The organism is Arthrobacter sp. E3 (assembly GCF_017353415.1).
Lineage (GTDB): Bacteria > Actinomycetota > Actinomycetes > Actinomycetales > Micrococcaceae > Specibacter.
The window spans coordinates 26,248-48,350 of sequence record NZ_JAFMPX010000018.1 but is presented as its reverse complement, the minus strand read 5'-3'; the positions used below and the strand labels follow the sequence as shown (position 1 = coordinate 48,350).

Here is a 22,103-nt window from a genome sequence, read left to right as displayed (position 1 = left end):
ATCCTCGGACTCGTCACGGGCTTCCTCGTGGTAGCAGCACCGGCCCAAGCAGCGGAACTATCGGGACACGACATCTCTTGGCCGCAGTGTTCCCCAGCTGATGGCGGTTATGGCCTGCCCATGCCACCGAGCAACACACAATTTGCAATTCTCGGATTGACCAAAGGTCTTCCATTCACGGAAAATCCCTGCCTTGGCAGCCAGCTCACCTGGGTGCGGAGCAATTCAAAAACTGCCCATGCGTACGCCATGGCTGCATTCCCCACCCCAGCCCAACTTCTGACCTACCGCTCGAGCGGTCCATGGTCTGCAACAACCCGGGCCGGGCAACTATCCAATGTTGGGTATGCTGAGGCTTCATTTGCAGTCGCCAGCATGGTGCGGAACAGTTTCCGTCCAGCAATGGTGTGGATCGACGTCGAACCCCGCACAGCCCAACCGTGGCCCACTGCGACCGCCGCTCAACAGCGCGAGAACCGCTATGTCGTGGAAGGGCTGATGCGTGGACTGCGGGATGCCGGCTTCTCCTACGGCCTGTATTCGTATGCCAGCGGCTGGCAGTCCATCACTGCTTCCTGGTACCTCCCGGGTGTCCCCGTCTGGGCCACCGCGGGTCGGCTTGACTACCCCACGGAGGCTCACGACCGCTGCGTACAGCCCAGTTTCTCCGGTGGTGCGGTCTACTTGTCCCAGTGGTATGACGATGTTCGCGACTACGACATCGCGTGTGCAAATTACCGCATGGGGGCGCTGCCCATGCCGGGGTCCACACTGTCCAGCTCCACCGCGGATTTCAACGGCGACTGGAACAACGACGTTTTGGGCCGTGTATCAGCGACGAACGAGCTGTGCCTCTATCAAGGCACGGGCCGTGGCACGTTCGGTGTGGCTGCAACCATTGGAGTCGGATGGGGCGGATTCAATGTACTGGAGACGGTGGGAGACTTCTCCGGTGATGGCTACGGCGACGTGATCGCACGAGCACCGGCCACAGGACTTTTGTGGATGTATCCAGGAAATGGCCGCGGCGGCTGGTTGGCACCGAGGGTGATCGGGAACGGTTGGAATGGGTTCGACTCCATTGTGGGTCCTGGAGACATGAACGGTGATCAAAAGGTTGACGTGCTGGCTCGTGAAACAGCGACGGGACGGTTATGGCTGTACCCGGGCAATGGTCGCGGTGGCTGGTTGGCACCGCAGCTGATTGGGACCGGCTGGGGCATCTTCAACACTTTGCTGGCCCCTGGCGACTTCAATGGTGATGGAACCGCTGACATCTTGGCACGGGAACGCGCCACTGGCCTGTTGTGGCTGTATCCACGGAACGCGGCGGGCGGCTGGAACCCGCGTGTGCTCATAGGAAACGGCTGGAATTTTCTCCCGACCTTGATGAGTCCGGGTGACTTCAACGGTGACAGAACTGCAGATGTTCTGGGGTATGACGCCACTGGTGCCCTCTGGCTGTACCCGCGCACAGCACAGGGAGCGTGGGCAGCTCGAGTTCAGGTGGGTCATGGCTGGACCGCCATCAACACGATTTTCTAGAGACCCGCGAGTTTCTGTAGCGGGCCAGGGTAAGCTCGGCGGGTTAGGTTGATGAACCGGCCTGGAACCAGCATGAGCGCGGCGGGTCCACTGCCCCAAAGAGTAACGATCCCCAACAGCACGCCGAATCCTCACTGACGGTTCGGGACTCAGCAGTACCGGCGGCGCAAGTTAGTGGTGGATGAACTGCTCCATGGCTTTGCCAACGCTGGCGCCCCAGTTGCGTGCCCGGTCCAGCTCATCATCTTCGAGGACGTTGTCCTTGGACACCAGGAAGCTCTCCGGTGAAATGATGGAGCGTGAGCCTCGTTTCGTAAGCGCATGTTCGATGTGCCCGGATGCTGCGCCTGTCAGGATGCGCGCCATGTCCACCCGGGTGTCGAATGCTGCGCACAGGGCCGGAACCAGGTCAAGGTCCTTGATCCACTCACGCACCCCGATGCCCGGCGCTGAGGCTTCCAGCGACAGATCCTTTGATGTATCGTTCGCCAAAGTTGATGCTTCCTTGCGCGATTCCGGCCTGGTCATTCCATGGACATGGGTTGGTCCGCCGAGAACCACCAAGTCGGCGGAACGCGTGGCTTCCTTGGCTTGCTGGTCGTTGACGTTTGCCGTGACCACCACACCAAAGGGAGCGAGTCCCTCAGCAATGGCCAACGCAATTCTGTGGGTGTTGCCAAACATGGACTCATAGACGACTGCGATGCTCATCTTGATTGCCTTTCTTGCAGATGCAGGGTTGATCGGTGCCGTTTCCAGACTTGCTGGTGCCGGTCCAATGTGCCAGTGCCGAACGTCCCCCACGGGCAGCAATGTAGTTGCTCCTGCCCTTGGTATCAAGCTGCTTACACTCGCTGCCGCAGCCAGGAACACGAACGAAATGGATGGACCGTTTAGTGGAGAAGAGGCTCACGCCCAATCACTGGGAAACAATTGAGGCCGCGGACGATCTCCGCCGGTACCTTACAGAAAACTGGCATGGTGAACGTGCTCTCCCGGTGGCAACTTTCGCGTTGGGAAGGATTCCGTGGCGTGGACAGGAGCACTCATCGTTAAAACGATTGGTGCCGTTGGACCCTAGACGGTGCATGTACGGGGCACGAGTATTGATTTCAGCAGCTACTGGAACCCGCGAAAGGCATGCACCATGGGCAATGACAAGGAATCAGGCCGCATAGTCGTCGGCATAGATGGATCCGCAGGCTCAATTGCGGCCCTCCGGGAAGCAGAACGCATCGCAAGGACGACTGGTTCGTGGCTGGATGTAGTGATGTGCTGGAGTGACTCGGCGTCGGCGGCAGGGCAGTCTTCACAGGCGGCCGCGGATCTTGAAAACGCAGCCCGACAACTACTTCAGGACAGTGTCTCGGACACCTTTGGGACTCCGCTGCCAGAGAAGATCTCCACGAGCCTGGTCCGAGGCCAGACAAGGCAGAAACTGATTGAGCTCAGCGATGGAGCGGACATGCTTGTGGTTGGGAAACGTGGATACGGCGGTTTCGCTGGGCTTCTTTTGGGCTCAGTCAGCCGGGCGTGCGTGAACCACGCGCATTGTCCAGTGCTTGTGGTGAATACGGCTCAGGACGATGAAAGCCATTGAGGGAAATTAGTGATGACGAATGTCAGCACTAACTTACCTCATGCGTCTACGTCCCTTTGCCGGTCTCGACGCATGAAATTAACCCACCAGGGAAGATTCCGGAGTTCTACTCCAGCCCGGCGCGGATTGAGGCATCCAGGGGAACAGTCAACGTCATGGTCGCATCGAGTGTGAAGCGCCTGCCCGTCACTTCGTCGACAACAATTCGGACGAGTTGGTCCTTTCCGACTCCTTGCCAAGGGAACATGCCCTGAGTCGTGGCGTTCAGAACCTCGCTCTCTGAGGTGGTGATTTCGGCGTGGCCTTTGACAACCACACTCCAGGCGATGCCGAATTCCCCGCTTACGGCGTCGGCTTCCAAAGCCACCGATGCATCGGCGCGGAGGTCGTCGAGCTTTCTGCCCCCACCTGTTCGAAACAGGAGTGACTCCTCGTCAACCTTGAAGTTCACGGGGAAGACGTCGGGACGCCCGTCCACGCAAACGGCGAGCCGTCCGATGGACGTTTCGGAAAGCAGCTTCCAGCACTGTGCTGCGGTAAGGTCTTCTGCTTTTGGTGATACCGGTTTTGCTCTCATGTGAACCATCATAGGGTCGAGTTGCCATGTGAGAACAGGGCCCGCGTTGACTCATCAAAGATGCCCGCGTAGCTGTTATCGAAGAATCATTTGGTAATGCCCGCGTAGCGGCGCGTCTGCCGTGCTGGTGGTTGCTGGCGGGGCACTGTGAGCCATGGAGCTTTTGATGAGTCAACGTCAGGCGATCACGAAGGCCAGTGCCCTTCGGTATTCCCGTTCGAGCCGGGCTGCTAAGAAGACTATTTTGGATGAGTTGTGCGCGGTGACGGGTTGGCACCGCGACCATGCGCGTAAGGCGCTACGGCAGGCACTGGTGCTCAAGGTGGTGAAGGCAAGGCCTCCCCGGCCGCCGCTGTACGGGGAGTCCGTGATTGAGGCGTTGAGGTTTTGCTGGGCCGTTCAGGGCACACCCTGCGGCAGGTTGCTGGCGGCGGCCTTGCCCGATCTTGTGCCGCGTCTGCGCCGGTTCAAGGAACTGGATATTGACAATGTGACGGCTCAATTGTTGTTGCGGATTGCCCCGGCCACGATCGATCGCCGGCTCAAAGGAGATCGGGGAAAGCTTGACCCGCGGGGGGCTCTCATACCAAGCCCGGGACGCTGCTCAAAGACTCCATCCCGATGCGGACCTGGGCCGAGTGGGACGACGCTGTCCCCGGTTTTGTCGAGATAGATTTAGTTGGCCATGAGGGTGGCAATTCCCGGGGCGAGTTCTGTTTCACCCTTGATATCACTGACATCGCCACGGGATGGACCGAGACCCGGTCGGTGAGGAACAAGGCCCAGAAATGGGTGTTTGCGGCCATCAAGGATGCCACTGCGGCGTTCCCGTTTCCGATCCTTGGACTCGACAGTGATTATGCCGAGGAAAACGCTAAGCCGAGGGACCGTGCTGTGGGCCATGTTCTGCGGGGAACTGGGATACTTTCCTCGGCTTAGTGTTTCCGACCTTCTCCGGGGTTACGTTCGTCGTATCCATTGGTCCAGTGGAAGGGGAATGTCATGGAACCGACGGTCAGGGAAATTGGTGAGCGGGTTGTTGCTGCATTGGTGGTGGCTGAGTATGGGCCGCTGACGATCGGCAACTACCGGAAGTGGATCCGGTGGTTGGAGCTATTTTCCAGGGAGCAGGATGGCGTATATACGCCGGCGTTGGGTGCAGAATTCGCTGCGCTGACGACGAGCCCTCGGACGGGGAAGTTCAGTGTTCAGCGTTGTCGTGACTATCACCGGCTGGTGACAGTCTTTGATTCCTATGTTCTGACCGGGCGGGTGGACCTTTCGGTGAGAAAGCGCGGACAAGGGCGTGGGCTTCCACAATCCCAGGAGTTTGCCACACTCTTGAGTGCTTGGTCCGAAGAAATCGAACTGCGGGGATTGGCTGCAGAGACACAAAACGGATATGGCCGGATGGCCCGCGACTACCTCCTTTACTTGGAAGGTATCGGGGTGACGTCGCTTCAGGATGCTGAGGGTGCCAGTGTGCTGGGATTTCTGGGATCGTTGCGGGCGCGCTGGGTGGCCGGCACGATGTGGGCTGCGGTGACCAATTGCCGCCCGTTCCTGCAGTTCACTCAACGTCCTGATCTAGTCAATGCCCTGAAAATGGTGGCGGCGAAACGGCACCACGACATCGTTTCGGTGCTGGGGAACGATGAGGAAGAAGCCGCCGTTCAGGCCTGTCTGGGTGGGAAGATTCCTGCCCGGGACTCGGCGATCACCTTGCTGGCATTAGTCACCGGTTTGCGTGCATGTGATCTGGTTGCCTTGCGCCTGACTGATATCGACTGGCGGACCCTGACAATCGGGATTATCCAGCAAAAGACCGGCAATCCTTTGACGCTGCCGATACCTCCCGTGATCGCGGAGAAACTTGCAGAATATGTCCTCGATGAGCGTCCTAAGTCGGCGGACGGACATGTCTTTTTACGATTGCTGGCGCCCTATACGCAGCTGGCTGACCATGCTGGTGTCTATGCAGTGATCAGAAGGGTGTTCAAGGCGGCTGGGGTGGATCGCCCACGGGTCGGAACAAGGCTGCTGCGCCACAATGCGGCATCTAAACTCCTGCGTGCCGGAACGCCATTGCCGACGATATCGGCGGTTCTGGGCCATTCGAACCCCGATTCCACCAATGTTTATCTGAGTACAGACACCGAGCATATGCGTGCGTGTGTCCTCCCGCTCCCGGAGATAGAAGGAGTGCTCTGATGAACGCGCCCAGATTTTCCAGTGTGTTCGCACCCGATCTCGAGCAATTCCTTGCTTTCAAGGAAAGCATGGGTATCCATTGCGCCTCCCGCCTCTGGCATTTGCAGAATTTTGACCGTTACTGCACGGACCATGGACTGCAGAATTTCGACCGGCCAACGGTTGAGGGGTGGGTGACTTCCCTGCAGGCGGGCCAGCCACATTCCTGCCGGTCTTGGATGTCTTACATCAGGGACTTCGGTCGATGGGAGAGACTCAACGGCAACGAAAACGCCTATGTGCTATCGGATCAGTGGAAAGCCAAATTTCTCCGTCCGCAACCGTATCTGCTGAGGCAAGAGGAAATCAGCCGGTTTTTTGCCTCCGCGGCACGGTTGAAAACGCTCACACCTTGGAAATGGCAGGGGCCCGCGTTCTTCGCGCTCATGCATTCCTGCGGGCTACGCACCTGCGAGGTGCGCAGGCTCCAGCGCGACGATGTGAACCTCGCTGAAGGATTCATTGACGTGCACTGGTCCAAGGGCAACCGCAGCCGTCGGCTTCCGGTCACCGAGGAGATCAGCGGCATCCTGGAGGTCTGTGATCAGGCGTTGCAACGGACCTTGGACAATGGACGCACCTCATTCTTCGCCTCCGCCACTGCAGAGCCGCTGACGGCAGGCATGATCGGTTTCATGTTCAACAAGATCTGGGACCAAGCCCGGTTGCCACGGACCACCGAAGGTAAACAGCCAAGACCGTACGACTTTCGCCACCACTATGCCTATGCCAACATCGAGCGGTGGATGGCCGAAGGCGTTGATGTGAACACCATGCTGCCCTACCTGGCCCGCTATATGGGACATGCCTCGCTGGAGAGCACCTATTACTACGTTCATACATCCCCGGATTTCATGAACGGCTACGCCGATCTGACCCGTGGGAGCCTGGGAATTTTGCCCGAGGTGGGATTCGAATGAAACGAGACACGAGCACCGATGCCCCGAATTTCTGGGGCTACGCACGCAACTATTTGCATGACTACATGCCCAAAGTTAGGGGCCTGTCGCCCAACACCATTGAAGCGTACCGGATCTCCCTGGAATGCTTCGTGAGCTTTCTTGTTGGTGGGCAGCATATCGAAAGCAAGGACATCAGCTTTGATCACTTCGAGCGACGGTTGCTCAAGGCGTGGCTGATCTGGATGCGGGAAACCAAGAATTACCAGCCAAAGACGGTGAACCTGCGCCTGACCGCCATCAAGGCGTTCCTGCAGTATGCCTCCCAGGAAGACCTCCGTTTGGTGGCACTCCAACAGGCTGCAAAGGCTCTCAAAGCCCCTGCGCTGGCGAAAAGGCCCATCGAATACCTTGAACAGCACGAGACCGTGGCGATCCTTGCTGCTTTCAACGGCGCAAGCATAAAGTCCCGGCGCAACCGCATGCTGCTAATACTTCTTTACGAGAGCGCAGCACGCGTCAGTGAGCTCACCACACTGACCTTGGGGAACCTGAAGTTGGCGAAACCGGCCCACGTCACGCTGACCGGCAAAGGGAGCAAAAGCCGCGTCGTTCCTCTCGGCGACACAACGGTCCAGCACCTGCAGGTCTACCTCGACGAATTTCATCCCCAGTGGGTGTGCCTGCCCGCCACGCGCCCGCTGTTCTACAGCCTCCATCTCGGTGAACCGACCCGACTCTCGGAAGACAGCATCTCAGCAATCCTCAAGAAGGCCGGAGACATCGCCCGAGAGTCCTGCCCATCGATCCCTGCCACGTTGCACTGCCACATGATCCGCAAGACCAAAGCGATGGACCTCTACAAACAAGGAATCCCATTGCCCATCATCATGCAACTGCTCGGACACGAAAGCATGAGCACCACCTCGGCCTTCTACGCCTTCGCCACCCTGGACATGATGCGCGAAGCCATGAACAGGGCCACACCCGGCATCAACCACGCCACCGCGGAGTGGCTCAGCGAGAAAAACCTGCAAAAGCTCTACACCCTCCGGTAACCACCGGAACACTAAGCCGAGGAAAGTATCCCAGTTCCCCGCAGAACATGGCCCACAGCGCGGTCCCTCGGCTTAGCGTTTTCCTCGGCATAATCACTACTAAGCCGAATTCGGCTTAGTAGTGACAACGGTAGTGAGTTCATCAATTGGGAGTTGTTCCGCTGGTGCGAGCAGGAGAATTTGACGTTTACCAGGTCCCGGTCCGGGAACAAGAATGACGGGGCCCATGTGGAGCAGAAGAACTGGCACATCGTCCGCCAGACCGTCGGCTACCACCGCTACGACACCGCTGCAGAGTTGGAGTTGCTGAACCAGATTTGGGCGCTGCAACGCCTGTTGACGAACCACTTTGGTCCCCAGCAGAAACTCGTCAAGAAGATCCGTACCGGGGCGAAGATCACCAAGACGTACGACCTGCCAGCCACCCCGTACCAGCGCGTCCTGGCCGACACGGGAACCGTGAAGAAAGCAGTCAAGACAAAACTGGCTAGGGAGAACAAACCCTTGAATCCGGCGGCCATCCAACGCCAGCTCCAACACCTCGCCAGCGAACTGCTGACGCTGACAACAGCAAAACAAGGCACCAAGAATCAACCAGCCCTGCGGGCATTATCAAATGATTCCACGAAGAAACCTAAGCGGGCATCTTGACATGATTCCTCGGGGGGCCTAATGGCACCTCAGGCCCGTACCGCAACGCCGGCGGTCGCATGGTGGTTGATACGGTTTGCGTGGCTTTTATGGTGCCGCAGCCCGAACACGGCACCCCTACGGAAGTTTGTCGGAGAGTGGTGCCTTTAGCCCCTACCCGGACTTGACCCAGCGGGATTGACTCGTGAGGTGGGCACTTGGCCTGCAAATGCGCCGCGGAGCAGTAGAGCGAATGTGCGAAGGACAGCTGATTACCATGGACAAAGACAGTGTTGTTTGGCTTGAGGACGTAGGCATCAAGGACGTTGCCCACGTTGGCGGCAAGAATGCCTCCCTGGGAGAGATGATCAGATCCTTGGCAGCGGACGGCGTCAGGGTCCCCGGCGGGTTTGCCCTCACGGCTGCCGCATACCGCAAGTTCATCTCGGAAAACAACATGGAGCCACAGCTGGAGAGGATTCTCACCACGAAGGATCAAGCCGGCACCAACTGGCGATCGATCGGAACTCAGGTGCGAGAACTGATCCTCGGTGGCGAGTTCCCGGCCGAGATGTCCACGCAAATACGTTCCTTTTACCGCGATTTGGCCGCGCGCACCGGGAATGATGAGCCCGCTGTGGCCGTTCGAAGCAGCGCGACCGCCGAGGACCTGCCTGACGCCAGCTTCGCCGGGCAGCAGGAAACCTACCTTAACGTCAGGGGTGAGGAACAGCTGCTCGACGCCTGCCGGCGCTGTTATGCATCGCTCTTCACCGACCGTGCGATCAGCTATCGGGAGATCATGAAGTACGGACACTTGGACGTGGCGCTGTCAGTGGGTGTCCAGCTCATGGTCCGCTCGGACCTGGGGGCAGCAGGAGTCATGTTCTCCCTTGACACTGAAACCGGCTTCCCTCGGGCCGCCGTCATCAGTGCCAACTGGGGACTGGGCGAGACAGTGGTCCTGGGCATGGTCAACCCGGACAAGTACGTTGTGTTCAAACCTCTCCTTGACACGCCGACGTTCTCACCGGTGATTGAAAAGATGCTTGGTTCAAAGGAGTGCAAACTTATTTACTCCGCCGACGGAGGCGCGGGAACGCTCATGGTCGACACCAGCGACAACGAGCGGACGTCGTTTTGCCTGGACGACGACGAGATTCTCCAGCTGGGCAGGTGGGCTGTCCAGGTCGAGAACCACTATGGGCGGCCTATGGACATGGAATGGGCGAAGGATGGGGTGAGCGGGGAATTGTTCATTGTGCAGGCCAGGCCGGAAACTGTCCAGGCGCGCAAGAGCGGCACCGTGATGAGCACACACCGGCTGACGGAGGAAGGGCGGCTGCTGGTGAAAGGAGCTGCAGTGGGTGATTCCATAGCCTCCGGCATTGCATGCGTGATCAAGAGCGCCGCTGACATCGGCAACTTCGTGGACGGCGCCGTTTTGGTCGCCGAGCAAACGGATCCGGACTGGGTCCCGGTCATGAAGCGTGCTAAGGCCATCGTTACTGACAAGGGAGGGGCGACCAGCCATGCGGCGATCGTGAGCCGCGAACTGGGGATTACCGCCGTCGTCGGTACTAACGATGCCACCGCAGTGATTGTCGACGGGCAGCCCATCACTGTGTCCTGCGCGGAAGGGGACGTAGGCCACGTTTATGAAGGTCTTTTGGCGAACGCCCAGGATGATGTGGACCTCGGCGATTTGCCGGTCACCAAGACTGCAGTCATGCTCAACCTGGCCAGCCCTTCCGCAGCGTTCAAGTGGTGGCGACTGCCCGCACAGGGCATCGGGCTGGCACGCATGGAGTTTGTCATCAACGACATGGTCCAGGTGCACCCGATGGCACTGGCCTACCCTGAACGGGTGACGGATCCGGCTGATCAAGCCAAAATCAAGGAGCTGACGCGCGGGTATGCCGATTCGTCAGAATACTTTGTGCAAACCCTTGCGCGGGGGCTTGCCAAATTGGCCGCACCGTTCCATCCCGCTCCCGTGGTCGTCCGGTTCAGCGATTTCAAAACCAACGAGTACGCCCACTTGGTCGGTGGCTCGGTTTTCGAGGTGGAGGAATCCAACCCGATGATCGGATTCCGTGGAGCGTCACGCTATTACGATCCGCATTACCGGGCAGGGTTTGACTTGGAATGCCGGGCGATCATCCGCCTTCGCAACCAGTGCGGCTTCATGAACGTCATAGTGATGGTGCCGTTCTGCAGGACACTTGCCGAAGCAGACCGCGTCCTGGCCGTGATGGCGGAAAACGGGCTGGTCCGTGGCCAGGACGGGCTCAAGGTCTATATGATGTGCGAAATTCCCTCAAACGTGATTCTGGCGCGGAAGTTTGCCGCGAAGTTCGACGGCTTCTCCATCGGGTCCAACGATCTCACCCAGCTTGTTCTTGGTGTGGATCGGGACTCGGCAACCCTTGCTCCCCTCTTTGACGAACAGGACGAGGCCGTCGAGACCATGATTAGTCAGGCGATCGCCGGAGCCCATGCGGCAGGCATTCGGATCGGCATCTGCGGGCAAGCACCCAGCAATCACCCTGACTTCGCGCAATTCCTGGTTGCGGAGGGCATCGATTCCATCTCGCTGAACCCCGACAGCTTTCTACGCACCGTCCCCATCATCGCAGCCGCCGAAGCGGGGCAGGAAAAACGTTAAGTATGCTGGGGGCCCGGTGGAGTTGGGCCTCAACGCCCATCCGCCCAGCAACGTGGGACCGCCCATGGTGGTTGTTGAGCGTTCTCGGAACCCCGCCGGTATGAACCGCCCTATGCTCGAACTCAATGCTCAAAACAAGAGCGAACAGGTCCGGTAGGTACCACGAGGCAAGCCCTGATTTAGCGGTCAGGGATGGGCTAGGCCTGACGGAAAGCTACTTCGCGCGGCGTGAGAATCCTCCCGCTGGAGGACGAAGAAGTATCTATAGGTCAGCGCCGGGACAGCGCCCCATTGGGATCACCCTGTCGTTTCGTACGCGGGGGACTATTCCAGCCCGGCCCGCATCGCTTCATCGAAGGACACGTGCTGCGTCACCGACGCATCAAGCGTGAAACTCCTGCCTGTCACTGTTTCCGGAACGATGCGCACCAAGTGGGCCTTACCCACCCCTTGCCAAGGGAACAGTCCACGTTCTGCCGCGTTGAGGAGGTGGCTGTCTGCGGACGTAATTTCGGCATCCCCCTTAATGACCACGCTCCAAGCCGTCCCCTCTTTCTGGTTCACAGAATCGACTTCGAACGCTACACGTCCGTCGTCGTTGATGGCATCGATTTTGGTGCCGTTCCCGGTTCTAAAGCGGAGAGATTCGCCGTCAAGCTGGTAGTTGACAGGGAACACGTCCGGACGGCCGTTCACGTTCACTGCGAGCCGTCCAGTGTGTGTTTGCGAAAGCAACGACCAGCATTGTGCGGAAGTCAGAATGGCGGCCTTGGGTGCAATCTCATTGTCTCTCATGGAAGTGACCCTAACCCGACTCGACCAAGAGAAGCTAGGGCCCAAAGTCCCGGATCACCGGCTTTCCAGGCTCACCAGCCAAATCAGGCGTTAGCTTAGGGACCTTGGGCCCTGTGCGCCGCAGACGTACAACGGAGATCATTGAAGTTCAATGGTCGCGTCCTTTGAGTCGCGGCCAGCTGCAGTCACGTGAAAGCAGGTAGTTGTCATGGCCGATTCGAAGCCCAGTAAAGCATTGCCCATCGTTGTGGGAGTGGACGGTTCACCGGAGTCCGTAGTGGCCTTGCGGTGGGCGAAAAAACTGGCAGGGCCCCTGGGTGCGACCATCAAGGCGGTCTCGGCGTGGCGCTCCGAAGTGGTGTTCGCACCGTATTCCATTCCGGAGTGGGACAGCGAAACCGTTGTCAGGGAACTGCATGCAAAAGCCCTTGTTGACGCGTTCGGGAACAATCCGCCCGCAGGCCTTGTCAGCGAATGCCTCAGGGGCCAGTCGGCACAGGTCTTGATCGAAGCGGCAAAGAACGCTCAAATGCTCATTGTTGGATCGCGCGGCCACGGAGGATTCAAGGGCATGCTGCTGGGCTCTGTCAGTTCTGCCTGTGCTGCACACGCAAAATGCGCTGTCCTTGTGGTCCACGCGGACAACCAGAGCTTGCCCGAGCAGGTTTCAACAGGGATGGGTACCCAACAGCAGGACGCCGACAACGCGTCCGGCTATATCTGAGTCCACACCCCGGTCCATGGCGGCACTCAACCCCCGTGGCGTATCCTGAGCCCATGAAACATCCGCGCCCGGGGGAGGGTGAAGCAACTCAATCTGCAACAGAGCAGTCCGCAATAGAAACGACGGCGTTCGACCACGACGAACGTCTGCGGGAACTGCTTGCTGCCGTCATCTCCATCACTGAAGAGCGAACCCTGGACACCGTGCTCAGGCGGATCGTACAGGCCGGTTGTCAGCTCCTCGACGCCCAATATGGGGCTCTGGGAGTCATCGGCCACGGCAACGACCTGAGTCATTTTGTGACCGAGGGCATGGACCCGAACTTGGCCAAACTCATTGGCCCGCTGCCCACCGGCAACGGAGTTCTGGGCCTGCTGATACGCGAACCCCGCCCCATTCGCCTGCCGAACCTTCAAGACCATCCCGCATCTTCGGGGTTCCCCAAGCACCACCCGCCTATGCGAACTTTTCTGGGCGTCCCCATTCGGGCGCGAGACTCGGTGTTCGGCAACCTGTACTTGACGGAAAAGCGGGGCGCAAGGCTGTTCACCGCCGAAGACGAATCGCTGGCTGTCGCCCTGGCCGGTGCTGCCGGTTTCGCCATCGAGAACGCGAAACTATTTGACGAAGCCAAGTTGCGCACAGACTGGCTGGAGGCCGGCAAAAGGGTGGCAGTGGGCATGATGGGGGCCGTGGGCGACGGCGCCAGGCCGGACGCAAAGTTTGTGGCGCACATGGCCCTTGACCCCTCAGAATCAACCATGGTGCTCGTTGCCAGTCCGCCCAATGAAGAAGGACAACTTGAAGTGACGGGTGCCGCCGGTACTCGAGCAGCGGAGCTGACGGGACGGTTCCTGAACCTTGACCGTGAGGCCGTGGAGAGGGTCGTGGCCTCAGGCAGTCCAACCAGCTTCGAGAATGCGTCAACGCTGCTTGGCCCGGCATTCGCAAGAGAAACGGGCCCCGCACTTTTGGCAAGACTGGGCACCGATGGCGCCGCACATGGGCTCATGATCCTTATTCGAGCCCAGGGCCAAGATCTGTATTCCCCGCTGACTGCCGAGCTGATCGCCTCCTACTGCGCACAGTCAGTGCTGGCACTCGAGCTGGCTCAGACACACAGACTTCGCGAACAGCTGATGTTGTACACCGACCGGGACCGCATCGCCCAGGACCTGCACGACGTCGTCATTCAACGTTTGTTTGCTGCCGGACTCAACGTCCAAAGCCTGGCCCGGTTCATCACGGATGCACCAGGGCTGGCCCGCATCCGCACCATCACCGACGAACTGGACGCCACGATCAAGGAATTGCGGGACACCATCTACTCACTGCGGGCTACAGCGGGGGAAACGGATCTGCTCGGAAGCCGAATCGTCAACACGGTGCAGAAGGTGTCCAAGACGCTGCCGTTTGCACCCCGCATCGTGTTGTCCGGGCCCATCGACTCACAAGTGTCCACAGACTTGGCCGAACACGTCCTCGCCGTGGTGACAGAGGGTGTCAGCAACGCTGTCCGTCACGCACAGGCGCAGAAGATCGATGTGAACGTCACTGCCGGACTCGGGCTGGTGAGCGTCACTGTCCGGGACGACGGTTGTGGGATAGCAAGCTCCAACGGTCGAAGCGGACTGGCAAATATGGAGGCCAGGGCAGCGAACCTGAAAGGCGTCTTTCAACTGGAAAGCGTTGTAGGACAGGGAACCAGCTTCTATTGGTCGGTTCCGCTGGACCAGACTGTTTCCTCCCTAGTCCTATGAACAGCAGGCACGTGCCCGAATCCCGTCTGGCTATTTCTCGGTGATGTACACGGCTGCCTGCGTGCGCCGTTCGAAACCAAGCTTTGCCAGCAGTGACGAAACATAGTTCTTCACGGTCTTCTCGGCCAGGAAAAGCTCACCACCAATTTGCCGGTTGGTCATTCCTTGGCCGATGAGCGCCAAGACGCGCCGCTCCTGCGCCGTGAGGCTGGCCACGCGCGGGTCAAGGGGAACAGGTTCAGCCAGCCCTGCGATGATCCTGCGCTTCAGCGCGGCGTCGAACAAGGATTCACCGCTGGCGGCCAGCTTGATGGCCGTCAACAAGTCAGTGCCGCCAATTTCCTTCAGTACGTATCCGGACGCCCCTGCCAGCACGGCACCCCGGAGAGCCTGCTCGTCGTCGTAGCTGGTCAGGATCAGGCACCTGAGTGTGGGGTCGACCGAGCGAACGTCGCGGCACACTTCGATGCCGGTTCCGTCAGGCAGCCGGGCATCCAACACGGATACGTCGGGACGCAATGCGGGGATGAGGCGGGTGGCTTCCGCTGCTGTGCCGGAAGAACCGACCACCGTGAAGCCTTGGCCTTCCAGCAGCTCCTGCAGGCCCAGCCGCACCAGCTCATGGTCATCCAAAATGAAAACTCGTATGGGAGGCGGACCAGCCTTGTCAGCAGACTGCTCTTTCATGCTCATTTCCTCCGTCGAATTTTGACCGGATTCCATGCCCACCTCCGGCGGCGTTGGTTCCGTAGGGCCCTTCGGCTGCGCTGGCAGCCTCGAGAGGCCATTCTCCAACACCACTGGAGTGCCGGGCAAACGGAGCGTTTCACTGGTCCTGTGTTGAGCGGGTGTCATTCTGATCCCCTGCCGTTTGCGTCGCGCAGGGATGCAAGCGCCGTCGGTGGGGAGAGGCATAACATCCTCCTTGTCAAGATTTTGGTGCCGAGTCATCAATAGTGCAGGACAATTCCATGCTCGCCCAACGCCTCCGGGGGCACCATGGTCCAAAGACCCCAATTGGGTGCACCTGAAGCAGACGTCAACGGGGCGCCCAACCCGTGAAAGGGTGGGGCCGGAACGGTGCCTTTTGACCCTAGACACAACGTGCCGTCTGAGCCAGCATGGGAACCAGCTAGGTTCAGCAGCAAGCCAAAGAACAGAGGAACAGCAAATGAACACTGAAGACGAAATGCGGCGCATAGTGGTGGGCGTTGACGGCTCCGTGGGTTCCATCGCGGCACTTCGGCGGGCCGAACACCTCGCCACGGCAATCGGTGCGCACGTTGAAGCCATTGCATGCTGGAGTGTCCCCGCGGCACTGGCCGTCCCCTATGCACTGGGGACGGTGAACTTTGAAGATGGAGCCCGGAAGAACCTCGAAGAAACCATGGTCAAAGCCTTTGGGGAGAAAACACCTGACAACGTCTCCACCAGGCTGGTCCAGGGCCTGCCGAGGCAAACCCTGGTCGAGTCCTCCGACGGCGCGGAAATGCTGGTGCTGGGACGACGGGGCAGAGGGGGGTTTGCCGGACTTCTCTTGGGGTCCGTCAGCCAGGCATGCGTTTCATATGCACGCTGCCCGGTACTGATCATGAATCCAACGGGCTCCGTGGAAGAATCAAGCGGCGAAGGTGATGGCGGGCCGGGCGTGGCATGAACCGGCAGGACGTTGCCGTTGACGGTGAAACAGTGACGCTGAGTAATCCCGGCAGGATCCTGTACCCCGAGACCGGGACCACCAAGCACGACGTCGCCATGTATTACTTGCGGGCAGCCCCCATGCTGATCCCCTGGGCAAAGGACCGCCCGGCCACCAGAAAACGCTGGGTGCAGGGGGTTGGGACGGCTGCTGAGCCTGGAAAGAGTTTCTTTCAAAAGAACCTCGACGCCGCCACCCCGGATTGGGTCCAGCGCCGAACCATGCACCACAGGGACCACGACAACGACTATCCGCTCGTGAACGACGCCCGCACCCTGGTGTGGCTGGCCCAGATCTCGGCGTTGGAGATCCACGTGCCACAATGGAGATTTGCCAACGACGGCACCCCGCAAAACCCGGACCGCCTGGTGCTTGACCTGGATCCGGGGGAGGGCGTCGGCCTAGCTGAGTGTGCCGCCGTCGCACTTTTGGCACGGGACGCACTGGAGCAGCGTGGCTTGCGCTCACTGCCTGTCACCAGCGGCAGCAAAGGCATCCATCTCTACGCCGGGCTTGACGGGAAAAGGACGTCCGACGATATTGCGCACCTGGCGCACTGCGTGGCGCTGTCGCTGGAAGCTGACCACCCGGACTTGGTGGTCAGCCGGATGGGCCGCGCCCTGAGGCGCGGAAAGGTGTTCATCGACTGGAGCCAGAACTGGCCTGCTAAGACGACGGCGGTTCCCTACTCCCTGCGAGGCCGGGCCAGGCCGACCGTGGCCGCACCGCGGAACTGGGATGAGATCATACCGGCCAAAGTGGACCAGTTGGACTACCGACAGGTGCTGGCTAGGATTGCCGGCGGCACCACTCCCAAGTTGGGGGACGTTCGTTAGGAACGTCCTCCGCAGTTTTACAACGACCGAGCGACCAGTTCCTTCATGATCTCGTTGGTGCCGCCGTAGATCTTCTGAACACGCGCAGCGGCGAACCTTCGGGCAATGGGGTACTCGGTCATGTAGCCGTAGCCGCCGAAGATCTGGAGGCACCGATCCACCACCTTGTTCTGCATGTCGGTGCACCAGAACTTGGCGAGGGACGCGGTGGCCGCATCGAGATCGCCGGTGACGTGCTGTGCGATGCAGTGGTCCACGAGGGTGCGGGCGGCCAAGCTGTCTGCAACACACTCGGCCAGCACAAACCTGGTGTTTTGGAAGGCCAGCAGATTCTTCCCGAACGCATCCCGGTCGCTCGCGTACGCCGTTGCCTCGCGAACAGCGAACTCACACTCCGCAGCCGCCCCGACAGCGATCGCGAGCCGCTCCTGGGGGAGTTGCTGCATGAGCTGGATGAACCCGAGTCCTTCGACTCCGCCCAACACATTCCCGGCCGGGACACGCATGTCCACGAAGGCCAGCTCGCGGGTATCCTGGCCGTGCATGCCGATCTTCTCCAGCACGCGGCCGCGTTCAAAGCCTGCGAGCCCGTTCGTTTCGGCGATGATGAGGGACATTCCCTTGCCACCGGCCTCCTCGCTGGTGCGCGCGGCAATGATGACCAGGTCGCAGTGGGTTCCGTTGGAGATGAACGTCTTGGAGCCGTTGACCACGTAGCTGTCCCCATCCTGCCGCGCGCGGGTGCGAATGCTCTGCAGATCGGACCCTGTTGTGGGCTCGGTCATCGCGATGGCACCGACAAGCTCCCCGGATGCCATGCCCGGTAGCCAGCGCTGTTTCTGCTCCTCGGTGCCGAATGCGGCAATGTAGTGGGCCACGATGGCGCTGTGCACAACGTTCGCCCATGCGGTGTCCGCGATGCGGGCCTGTTCCTCCATAATTACTGCTTCGTGGGCGAACGTGCCCCCTCCGCCTCCGTATTCCTCCGGGATGCTGATGCACAGCAGCCCGGCCTCACCTGCCTGTTTCCAAAAGTCCCGGTCCACGCCATGCTGCTGCGCCCAACGGGCATGGTGGGGAGCGGACTCCTTGTTCAGAAAGGTCCTGACCATTGCCCGGAGGTCGTCAAGTTCTTCGGTGCGCCATGGTGAGCGGTAGTCGTCCAAAATCATGAGGTACTCCTAATATTTTTTTGAAGTGGTAATGGGGGCATCAGTCGGCAACTGACGTATCTGCGTAAATTGCTGCGCGTTCGCTCCGGATGAGAGGTGCGCGCGGACGTCGTTGAGCTCGATGACGGCGGCCTCTGCGATGCCCAGATGGCTCAGGAGCAGGTTCTCCATGTCGATGGTCCCGACGTCACCACTACGCCAGTAACCGTCGATGAAGCTGTCCAACAGATCTTTGGCGGAAAGGCATGCCAGAACATTCGGCTTGTACGTGTTCATGGTGACGAGGGGCGTCGTCTCGGTGGCCCCAGACAGCAGGCGCAGTTGTGTGAGATCAGGTTTGACCTTGAGCGTCTCGATGTAATGAAGCATCGGGATAAAGATGACGGGCGCACCATTGGTGATGGTTACGCCCTCGGCGATGAGTGCATCCGTCAACGGTCCGGTGTCCTCGGCGTAGTGGCGGCCAGGCCGGACAATCGCACGGTGTGAGTAGAAGACGCCCTTGGGGCGGCCTGTTGTGCCTGTCGTGTAGCAGGCGCCATAGGCGGAGCGCTCGTCCACTTCGGGCCATTCGATGTCCGGCTCGTTCGCGGCGAGGAGATCCTCGTAGTGGTGGGCGTTGGGCAGTGACGTGTGGATTTCGTTCATCGGTTTGTCGCTCATGATGATCCACGTTGTGACGCCGGGCATGGATGGTGCCACTGCTTCTGCCAACGGCAGCAGGGATTCATCCACGCAGATCACCGATGTGCCGCTGTCGCTGACCACGTAGCTGAGGTCCTCAGGCCCCAGCCGCAGATTCAGCTGCACCGTGACGGCAGCCAGCCCGGGGATGGCCCGGTAGAGCTCAAAGTGGCGGCGGCTGTTCCAGTCGATGATGCCCACTAGGGTTGCCGGGCCCACGCCGAGTGAGCGCAGTGCGTTGGCGCCGCGGTTGATCCGGGCGTAGGGGTCTGCGTACGTGTACCGGTCCCATCCGCCGCTGGAGGTGCGGTAGACAATCTCGTGGTCCCCGTGTGTGCGCGCGCCATGGTGGATCAGCGTGGTGGTGTTCAGCTGGATGTCGTCGCCCATGGTGGAGGGAAAGCCGGTGACAATTGGTCGTGAAATCATTGCCATGAATGTTCCTTTGAATGGGCGCTTAGATTCTCTCGATGATCGTGGCGTTGGCCATGCCGCCGCCCTCGCAAATAGTGAGCAGCCCGTATCTGGCTTCACGGCGCTCAAGTTCGTTGACCAGCTGGGTCAGCAAACGGGCTCCCGTGGATCCGAGCGGATGTCCCATGGCGATGGAGCCGCCGTTGACGTTGATCTGCTCCTGGGGGTAGCTGAATTCGGTGGCCCACAGCAGCGGAACGGGTGCGAACGCTTCGTTGACTTCAACGAGGTCCATATCGTGAATGCCCAGGCCTGCCTGATCCAGTGCCCGCCGGCTCGCGGGAACGACGGCCGTAAATTGCAGGACGGGATCGTCGGCGGCGACGGCCATCGAGACAATGCGCGCCCGGGGGCGCAGTCCAGCCGCTTCCGCAATGGATCGTTCGGCGACGAGCAAGGCGGCCGCGCCGTCGCTCATTTGGGAAGCGTTCCCGGCCGTGATGGTGCCGTCGGGCGAGAACACAGGCGTGAGGGCAGCCATCTTTGCCGGATCCAGTACCGCCCGGATGCCTTCATCACGCGTCATGGGTGCGGCCGTGCCGTCCTTGCCGACGCCGTCCAACGGCACCAGTTGCGAGGCGAAGTACCCGGCCTCCGTTGCTGCCGCCGCCCGCTGGTGGCTGCGGATGCTGTAGTCATCAAGTTGCGCACGGGTGAGTCCCCACTTGGTGACGATGAGTTCCGCTGAGGGTCCCTGGGCCGGAATGTGCCCGCCGAACCGTGCCAGCGCCCGCTCCCCGTACCACGTCCCTCTCGGACCTCCAGGGATGAAGAGCGGGCCCAGGTCGACACGTGACATTGACTCGACGCCAGCGCCGATGGCGAAGTCGTATTCCCCGGACTTGATCGCCTGGGCCGCGAAATGCATTGCCTGCTGGCCAGATCCGCACTGACGGTCAATCGTGGTTCCGGGCAGAGCCAGCGGCAGGCCCGCTCCAAGAATGGCGTTGCGTGCCACGTTGCCGGCCTGTTCCCCGCTCTGGATGGCGCACCCAGCGATCACATCGGCAAGACGATCGTGGTCGATGCCCGTGCGGTCAACCAGCGTTGAAAGTGTTTGGGCGAGCAGGTCCACAGGATGCCAGTCCCGCAGCTGGCCTCCGCGTTTGCCGACAGGTGTCCTGACGGCGTCGACTATGACTGCTTCGCGGTTCATGAGTGCTCTCCAAGGTGCGCGGATCGGACGGTCAAATCAGCTGCGAGTAGATTAACTGCGAACTTCATCGCGTATGCGGTGCTTGAGGATCTTCCCCGACGGGTTGCGCGGAATCTCAGCGATGACAAGTTCGCGTGGCAGCTTGTAGTCGGCGATTCGGTCATGGCCATATTCGCGGAGTTCCGCTAGCGTCAACTCTTGGTTATCACTCAGTGTGACCACTGCGACCACGGTTTCACCGTAAATCTTGTGCAGACGGCCGACGACGGCGATGTCGGCCACCGCCGGGTGGCCTGCCAAGGCACTTTCGACCTCAGCGGAGTACACGTTGTGGCCACCGGTGATGATCATGTCCTTCATCCGGTCCACGAGGGTGATGTACCCGTCGTCGTCCACTTGGGCCAGGTCGCCGGTGTGGACCCAGCCGTCCCTGATGGCCGCCGCGGTTGCTTCAGGCTTGCCCCAGTAGCCTTTCATCATGGTCTCTCCGCGCATGATCATCTCGCCCACTTGGCCGGGGACGACGTCGTTTCCGTCGGCGTCGACAATACGGACTTCGGTGTTCGCAATGGCGAAGCGTCCGCTGGCGGAGGGCCGCTCCAACACTTCGTCGTGGGTGAGCAGGATGCCACCGGGTCCTCCTTCGGTCTGGCCGCAGGCTTGGACAATCCAGGCATTGGGCAGGGCCGCAACGATCTGCTGCGCCAATCCGGCAGGCATGGGAGCTGCTCCGTACATGCAGATGCGAAGGCTGGAAAGGTCTCGAGTTGCGAGGCTGGGGGCGCGCATGAGGAAGGAATACATGGTGGGCACGCCAAAGAAGAACCCGATGCGCTCCTTCTCTATGGTCTCCAGTACAGCTTCAGGGTCGAATGCCGGCAAAATCACGTGCGTGGCACCGAGCATCATGCCCGGGATGAGCACCAGGTTCAGATCGGCGGAATGGAACAGCGGCGCTACGTGCAGCAGCCGTTCCCCGACCCGCAAGCCGAAGCCCACGCAGGAGTTGATGCCCACCCAAATGATGCGATGGTGGTCAAACAGCGCCCCCTTGGGCCGCCCGGTGGTGCCGGAGGTGTAGATGATGAGTGCGTCGTCGTCTTCGGCAACCTCGACGGCGGGCGGCTCGGTGGGCTGTTCGCCGGAGCAGGCCAGGACGTCCTCGTAACCCGAAGCAGCGCCCAAGCACAGCGTTGGGACATCGGCTTGGCGCCCGTCGTAGGCCTTCCACGCGGAGATGGCCCCTGCAACCTCGGGCCCGAACGCCAGCAGCTTCGCGTCGGTGTCGGTCAGGAAGTAGTCAACCTCAGGAGGGGCCGACCGTGGATTCACGGGGACCACGATCGCCCCTGCCCGCAGGCCTGCGTAGAGCGCGATGACGAACGCGTCGCTGTTTCCGGAGACGAGGACGAGCCGGTCGCCTTTGGCAAGGCCGCGGGCCACGAACTCATTGGCGAGCTGGCTCACACGCCGGTCAAGCTCTGCGTAAGTATGGGTTGCCCCCGCGAAGCTCAGGGCGATTCGATTGGGGCATCCGCGTGCTGTGCGGGCGAGAATTGCTGCAAGGTCCGGCATG

The 22,103-nt window shown here is 60.4% G+C and carries 19 protein-coding genes; 11 read left to right on the top strand and 8 right to left on the bottom strand.

Annotated elements, in window-relative coordinates:
• The first annotated feature begins 375 nt into the window (after window positions 1-375).
• Window positions 376-1,545 carry an FG-GAP-like repeat-containing protein gene (locus JMA46_RS09550; protein WP_247647201.1) on the top strand — a complete coding sequence of 390 codons (1,170 nt, stop codon included), beginning with the start codon at window positions 376-378 and terminating at the stop codon, window positions 1,543-1,545.
• 171 nt (window positions 1,546-1,716) lie between these two features.
• Here the strand turns inward: JMA46_RS09550 and JMA46_RS09545 are convergent, their stop codons facing one another.
• Both JMA46_RS09545 and JMA46_RS09535 read right to left on the bottom strand, forming a co-directional pair.
• Window positions 1,717-2,256, bottom strand: coding sequence for a flavodoxin family protein (locus JMA46_RS09545; protein ID WP_207345112.1), 540 nt, complete (start codon window positions 2,254-2,256; stop codon window positions 1,717-1,719).
• A 995-nt stretch (window positions 2,257-3,251) separates the two neighbouring features.
• Window positions 3,252-3,722 (bottom strand): pyridoxamine 5'-phosphate oxidase family protein, encoded by a 471-nt coding sequence (locus JMA46_RS09535; protein WP_207345110.1) that lies wholly within the window; start codon window positions 3,720-3,722, stop codon window positions 3,252-3,254.
• Window positions 3,723-4,343: 621 nt separating this feature from the next.
• Here JMA46_RS09535 and JMA46_RS09530 point away from each other — a divergent pair.
• The 6 genes from JMA46_RS09530 (at window position 4,344) to ppsA (ending at window position 11,227) form a co-directional block, all read left to right on the top strand.
• Entirely contained in the window at window positions 4,344-4,661 is a 318-nt protein-coding gene (locus tag JMA46_RS09530; protein ID WP_207345109.1) for a hypothetical protein, read from the top strand.
• A 63-nt stretch (window positions 4,662-4,724) separates the two neighbouring features.
• Window positions 4,725-5,933: a site-specific integrase gene (locus tag JMA46_RS09525; protein ID WP_207345108.1), complete on the top strand. Its 1,209-nt coding sequence runs from the start codon at window positions 4,725-4,727 to the stop codon at window positions 5,931-5,933.
• On the top strand, window positions 5,933-6,892 hold the full coding sequence (locus tag JMA46_RS09520) for a tyrosine-type recombinase/integrase (protein WP_207345107.1): 960 nt from the start codon (window positions 5,933-5,935) through the stop codon (window positions 6,890-6,892). Before JMA46_RS09525 ends, JMA46_RS09520 begins: the two co-directional genes overlap by 1 nt.
• Complete coding sequence (locus JMA46_RS09515) at window positions 6,889-7,929, top strand: tyrosine-type recombinase/integrase (protein ID WP_207345106.1); 1,041 nt, start codon at window positions 6,889-6,891, stop codon at window positions 7,927-7,929. The genes JMA46_RS09520 and JMA46_RS09515 overlap by 4 nt, the downstream gene beginning before the upstream one ends.
• A gap of 180 nt (window positions 7,930-8,109) precedes the next feature.
• A complete protein-coding gene (locus tag JMA46_RS09510) occupies window positions 8,110-8,580 on the top strand; it encodes a hypothetical protein (protein WP_207345105.1) in 471 nt (156 codons plus the stop codon).
• A 256-nt stretch (window positions 8,581-8,836) separates the two neighbouring features.
• Window positions 8,837-11,227 (top strand): phosphoenolpyruvate synthase, encoded by a 2,391-nt coding sequence (ppsA, locus tag JMA46_RS09505; RefSeq protein ID WP_207345104.1) that lies wholly within the window; start codon window positions 8,837-8,839, stop codon window positions 11,225-11,227.
• Window positions 11,228-11,551: 324 nt separating this feature from the next.
• Here ppsA and JMA46_RS09500 read toward each other — a convergent pair whose 3' ends face one another.
• Window positions 11,552-12,022 (bottom strand): pyridoxamine 5'-phosphate oxidase family protein, encoded by a 471-nt coding sequence (locus JMA46_RS09500; RefSeq protein ID WP_207345103.1) that lies wholly within the window; start codon window positions 12,020-12,022, stop codon window positions 11,552-11,554.
• A gap of 208 nt (window positions 12,023-12,230) precedes the next feature.
• On the opposite strand from JMA46_RS09500, the gene JMA46_RS09495 reads away from it, so the two are divergent.
• Together JMA46_RS09495 and JMA46_RS09490 are read left to right on the top strand one after the other, a co-directional pair.
• A complete protein-coding gene (locus tag JMA46_RS09495; protein ID WP_207345102.1) occupies window positions 12,231-12,746 on the top strand; it encodes a universal stress protein in 516 nt (171 codons plus the stop codon).
• 53 nt (window positions 12,747-12,799) lie between these two features.
• Window positions 12,800-14,506 carry a GAF domain-containing sensor histidine kinase gene (locus JMA46_RS09490; protein ID WP_207345101.1) on the top strand — a complete coding sequence of 569 codons (1,707 nt, stop codon included), beginning with the start codon at window positions 12,800-12,802 and terminating at the stop codon, window positions 14,504-14,506.
• Between the two features lie 30 nt (window positions 14,507-14,536).
• Here JMA46_RS09490 and JMA46_RS09485 read toward each other — a convergent pair whose 3' ends face one another.
• Window positions 14,537-15,193: a response regulator transcription factor gene (locus JMA46_RS09485; RefSeq protein ID WP_207345100.1), complete on the bottom strand. Its 657-nt coding sequence runs from the start codon at window positions 15,191-15,193 to the stop codon at window positions 14,537-14,539.
• Window positions 15,194-15,677: 484 nt separating this feature from the next.
• Between JMA46_RS09485 and JMA46_RS09480 the strand changes: the two genes are divergently transcribed.
• Complete coding sequence (locus JMA46_RS09480) at window positions 15,678-16,163, top strand: universal stress protein (RefSeq protein WP_207345099.1); 486 nt, start codon at window positions 15,678-15,680, stop codon at window positions 16,161-16,163.
• The gene (gene ligD, locus JMA46_RS09475; protein ID WP_207345098.1) at window positions 16,160-17,041 is read left to right on the top strand and encodes a non-homologous end-joining DNA ligase; all 882 of its coding nucleotides are present in this window, start codon (window positions 16,160-16,162) and stop codon (window positions 17,039-17,041) included. Before JMA46_RS09480 ends, ligD begins: the two co-directional genes overlap by 4 nt.
• Window positions 17,042-17,058: 17 nt before the next feature.
• Here ligD and JMA46_RS09470 read toward each other — a convergent pair whose 3' ends face one another.
• From JMA46_RS09470 to JMA46_RS09455, 4 genes are read right to left on the bottom strand one after another with little or no spacing between them, the layout of a single operon-like run.
• A complete protein-coding gene (locus tag JMA46_RS09470) occupies window positions 17,059-18,213 on the bottom strand; it encodes an acyl-CoA dehydrogenase family protein (protein WP_207345097.1) in 1,155 nt (384 codons plus the stop codon).
• A 9-nt stretch (window positions 18,214-18,222) separates the two neighbouring features.
• On the bottom strand, window positions 18,223-19,326 hold the full coding sequence (locus tag JMA46_RS09465; RefSeq protein ID WP_207345096.1) for an AMP-binding protein: 1,104 nt from the start codon (window positions 19,324-19,326) through the stop codon (window positions 18,223-18,225).
• A 28-nt stretch (window positions 19,327-19,354) separates the two neighbouring features.
• Window positions 19,355-20,527, bottom strand: coding sequence for a thiolase family protein (locus JMA46_RS09460; RefSeq protein ID WP_207345095.1), 1,173 nt, complete (start codon window positions 20,525-20,527; stop codon window positions 19,355-19,357).
• A 51-nt stretch (window positions 20,528-20,578) separates the two neighbouring features.
• Window positions 20,579-22,102, bottom strand: coding sequence for a long-chain fatty acid--CoA ligase (locus tag JMA46_RS09455; protein WP_207345094.1), 1,524 nt, complete (start codon window positions 22,100-22,102; stop codon window positions 20,579-20,581).
• Window position 22,103 lies beyond the last annotated feature (1 nt).